The organism is Candidatus Glomeribacter gigasporarum BEG34, from assembly GCF_000227585.1.
GTDB classification, from domain to species: domain Bacteria; phylum Pseudomonadota; class Gammaproteobacteria; order Burkholderiales; family Burkholderiaceae; genus Glomeribacter; species Glomeribacter gigasporarum_B.
Map to the genome: position 1 here is coordinate 1 of NZ_CAFB01000079.1, position 3,637 is coordinate 3,637.

At 56.0% G+C, this 3,637-nt stretch carries 5 protein-coding genes and 1 pseudogene; 4 read left to right on the forward strand and 2 right to left on the reverse strand.

The features are described 5' to 3' along the window. From CAGGBEG34_RS08600 to CAGGBEG34_RS08620, 4 genes and pseudogenes are all read left to right on the forward strand, one after another. A pseudogene (locus CAGGBEG34_RS08600) lies at positions 1 to 616 on the forward strand (hypothetical protein); the annotation flags it as partial. Then, positions 616 to 1,278: a DUF2612 domain-containing protein gene (locus CAGGBEG34_RS08605; RefSeq protein WP_006683272.1), complete on the forward strand. Its 663-nt coding sequence runs from the start codon at positions 616 to 618 to the stop codon at positions 1,276 to 1,278. The pseudogene CAGGBEG34_RS08600 and the gene CAGGBEG34_RS08605, both read left to right, overlap by 1 nt. Positions 1,279 to 1,288: 10 nt before the next feature. After that, entirely contained in the window at positions 1,289 to 2,509 is a 1,221-nt protein-coding gene (locus CAGGBEG34_RS09815; RefSeq protein WP_006683273.1) for a hypothetical protein, read from the forward strand. Between the two features lie 13 nt (positions 2,510 to 2,522). Continuing rightward, the gene (locus CAGGBEG34_RS08620) at positions 2,523 to 2,912 is read left to right on the forward strand and encodes a tail fiber assembly protein (RefSeq protein ID WP_006683274.1); all 390 of its coding nucleotides are present in this window, start codon (positions 2,523 to 2,525) and stop codon (positions 2,910 to 2,912) included. Between the two features lie 18 nt (positions 2,913 to 2,930). Here the strand turns inward: CAGGBEG34_RS08620 and CAGGBEG34_RS08625 are convergent, their stop codons facing one another. Beyond that, positions 2,931 to 3,263, reverse strand: coding sequence for a type II toxin-antitoxin system HicB family antitoxin (locus CAGGBEG34_RS08625; RefSeq protein ID WP_006683275.1), 333 nt, complete (start codon positions 3,261 to 3,263; stop codon positions 2,931 to 2,933). Beyond that, on the reverse strand, positions 3,260 to 3,514 hold the full coding sequence (locus CAGGBEG34_RS08630; protein ID WP_006683276.1) for a type II toxin-antitoxin system HicA family toxin: 255 nt from the start codon (positions 3,512 to 3,514) through the stop codon (positions 3,260 to 3,262). The genes CAGGBEG34_RS08625 and CAGGBEG34_RS08630 overlap by 4 nt, the downstream gene beginning before the upstream one ends. Between the last annotated feature and the right edge of the window lie 123 nt (positions 3,515 to 3,637).

Sequence of the window (3,637 nt, forward strand, 5' to 3'; positions counted from 1 at the left end):
GATGCTGCGCCGGCGTCAAGCCGCTTCCGTCGCGCTGCCCTCTCGAACCGTGCTGGAAGGTATCGTCGGCGCTGTGGCGGCGGTGAAGGGGGTGAGGCGTTATTCAGCGTATGAGAACGATACCGATACGACGGACGGGAACGGACTCCCCTCACACTCGATTGCGCTGGTCGTGGAAGGCGGTGATGCGGAACGCATTGCACAAGCCATTGCCGCGAAGAAAACGCCTGGCGCGGGCACTTATGGCACAACGACGACCCTCATCCATGACCGCTACGGCATCGAACATCCGATCCGGTTCTTCCGGCCCGTGGAGGTTCCTGTGACGGTACGCATTGCACTGAACGCGCTCGCGGGCTACACATCGGCGGTCGGTCAGGCCATTCAACAGGCCGTATCGGAATATGTCAATGCGCGCGCCATCGGCGAGCCGCTGCGCGCGGCGCGGCTCTATGTACCGGCGAATTTAAACGGTCAGCCGGATTCAGAGACCTTTGACATCACCGCGCTTTCCATCGCGCGGCCAGACGCAGCGAACGCGCGGCTGGAGATGCCGGTCGCGTTTAATGAAGCCGTGCACTGCGCGCCGAGCGATGTGAAATTGACGGTGCACTGATGGCGAGCCTTCAGGATGATCTGGCGCGGATTCCTGCAGCGAACCGGGACAAACCCAAGTTTCGCGCGGTCATAGAAGCGTCCGTGCAGCCTTTTGTCGATCTGCACAACGCGCTCGCGTCCATGCCGGCGGCCTTCGATGTCGATCAAGCCATCGGCGCGCAACTCGATCAAGTGGGTACATGGGTGGGACTGGCGCGCGCCGTCCAGATTCCGCTGACGGGCATTTATTTCACATTAGACGATGCGCATCTCGGCTTTGATCAAGGCGTCTGGAAGCAGCCGCACGACCCAACCGAGGGCGTCACACGGCTCGACGACGATACCTACCGGCTGCTGCTGAAAGCCAAAATCCGCGCCAACCATTGGGACGGCGCGCCGGATTCGATGGCCGATATGCTGAACGCGATCTTTGGCGCGGATACGCACGTCTTCGTGCAGGACAACGGCGATATGTCGATCACCGTGGGGATTGCCGGCCAGATTCCGCATGCAGCGTTTCTTGCCATACTCACGCGCGGCTATTTGGCGCTCAAGCCTGAAGGCGTGCGGGTCGCCTATGTCATCGTCACGCCAGAGAACGGCGCGCCTTTGTTCGGCTTCGATGTGCACAACGCCTGTATTTCCGGTTTTGACACCGGCGCTTGGGGCCGGATTATTTAAAGGAAGCGCTATGACGATTCAAAATGACTTTTTACCCTTCGCCGCGAGCGAAAACGCGAATGTGCTGGAACAGGCGGACTACGAAAAGTTGGTCGCGCGGCGCACTGGTTTTACGTCGGGCGTAGCAATGGCCGCGCAACTGAACAAGGTGTGGCGGCAATCGAGCCTGATGGCGGCGGCGCTGGCGCGGTTCATCGTCGAACGGAGCGGGCAGCCGCTGATCGATGACGGGACGACGCAGGCGATTGTGAACCATTTGCACGCCGCGATTGCTGAAGTCGATCTCGCATGGTCGAAAATCACCGGCAAGCCAACGACGCTCACCGGCTACGGCATCACCGATGCGGTCAATGTCGAAGAGAAAGGCCAGCCGGAGGGTGTGGCGACACTGAACGCGCAAGGCCATGTCCCCACCGAACAGTTACCCCGCTCCAAAGTCGATCTCGCATGGTCGAAAATCACCGGCAAGCCAACGACGCTCACCGGCTACGGCATTACCGATGCGGTCAATGTCGAAGAGAAAGGCCAGCCGGAGGGTGTGGCGACACTGGACGATCAAGGCTATGTCCCCACCGAACAGTTACCCGCGCTCGATTTCACCCCCGCGGACGGCTCGATTACCACGCCCAAGCTGGCCGATGACGCGGTGACGAGTTCAAAGATTGCCTATAGCGCGGTGACGAGTTCAAAGATTGCCGGTGGCGCGGTGACGAGTTCAGAGATTGCCAGCGGCGCGGTGACGAGTTCAGAGATTGCCTATGGCGCGGTGACGAGTTCAAAGATTGCCTATGGCGCGGTTGTGGACAATATCGGCTATAAGCCGCTTAGTCCCGAAAATGATCAAGCGATCGATGGCACGCTGAACGTGCGCTATTGGCTGCATATCCGAAATCTGAATGACAGCGCCTTGCGTTCCGCTCATCACAACGACGGCACGATTGGGTTTGTCGGGCCGCGTGGATGGATGGTGCGCTTTGGGGACGACGGCAATTTCTGGACGCCGATATTTGGTTGGCTGAGCAATACGCTCAACGGCAAAGCCAACGCGGGGGCGGAATGTCAATACAACAGCCAGATTTGGAGTTTCAGCACAATACACAGAAGCTATAACCAGACCGAGCAGGACTTACCCGATCCGTGGGTCTGCACGGGTCTGAATATGTGCTGGGGTATGGGTAGTGATTATTTAGATGGTATTGGGGTGCGTGCCCGTAAAATCCGCAATCAATAGAAGAGGTATCACGATGATGACGCATGACCAGATGGCCTTTGCCGTGTCCAAGCTCTATCCCGATCTCGCGTGCTGGAAAGATTATTGGGTGGCGCACCCCGTCGAATCCGGTTCAGACAAACAAATCGGCGAGGCGGAAATCGTCGAATGGCGGGCAGATGCGCCCAAGCCTGATCTGAAGACGCTGAAGAAGACGTTTAACACTCATGCCGATGAGTTCAATGCGCAACAGGTCAAAGCAATACGGCGGGCCAAATTGATCGGGAGCGACTGGACGCAGTTAATGGATGTGCCAGAGCAAACCCGCACGCAATGGGCAGTCTATCGCCAGCTACTCCGCGATCTGCCGCAGCAAAAAGATTTCCCAAGCCAAATTGTGTGGCCCAAGCCGCCTACATACTGATTGGTTAAGAAGATCGTTTTAAGCGTGTATGGCATGTTCCAGTGTTTCAGCAACCCACTGATTAATGCTTTTACCAGCGGCATCCGCCTGCATCGCCATACGCGCGTGAATATTGGGAGAAATGCGCAATGAAATCTTGCCGGAATAAGGCTTTTGCGGCGCTTCATTTCGTTGGCGGCATGTTTCAAGATAAAAATCAACTGCTTCTTGAAAAGCATGCCGTACTTCTTCCACAAAATTTCCGTGAAAAGTGATGATATCGCGGATACCGGCCAAACGACCAATGAAGCAGTCATCTTCATCACTGTATTCAATTCGGGCTGAGTAGCCCTTGTAGGTCATTGGTTTCATGGTTGAATTCCCAATAATTCAAGATATTTACGGGCCGCACGCACTTGGTAAGGCTTTGCTTCTTTGCTTGGATGAGGACGATGAAAATCCGCTCGAATACCATGCTTTTTAAAACCCACTCGTGAACCGTTTCCCTCAATCGTTTCACAACCCAGGGCGGCAAACAGATGTTCAATTCTGCGCCATTCGAGCGTCGTTGGAACCGGACGCGAAAAAATGGCCTGAAGCGTCCTGCGGTGCGCATTGTTCATGAATGAATGGTAGCTAATTTTGCTATCAATTACCACAGGGTAAATCACTTCCCACCGCCTCAAGGCGGTTTTTTTACATCTGCCGCTCTTAAGCGGCTTTTTATTTTCGGAGTGCATGATGCA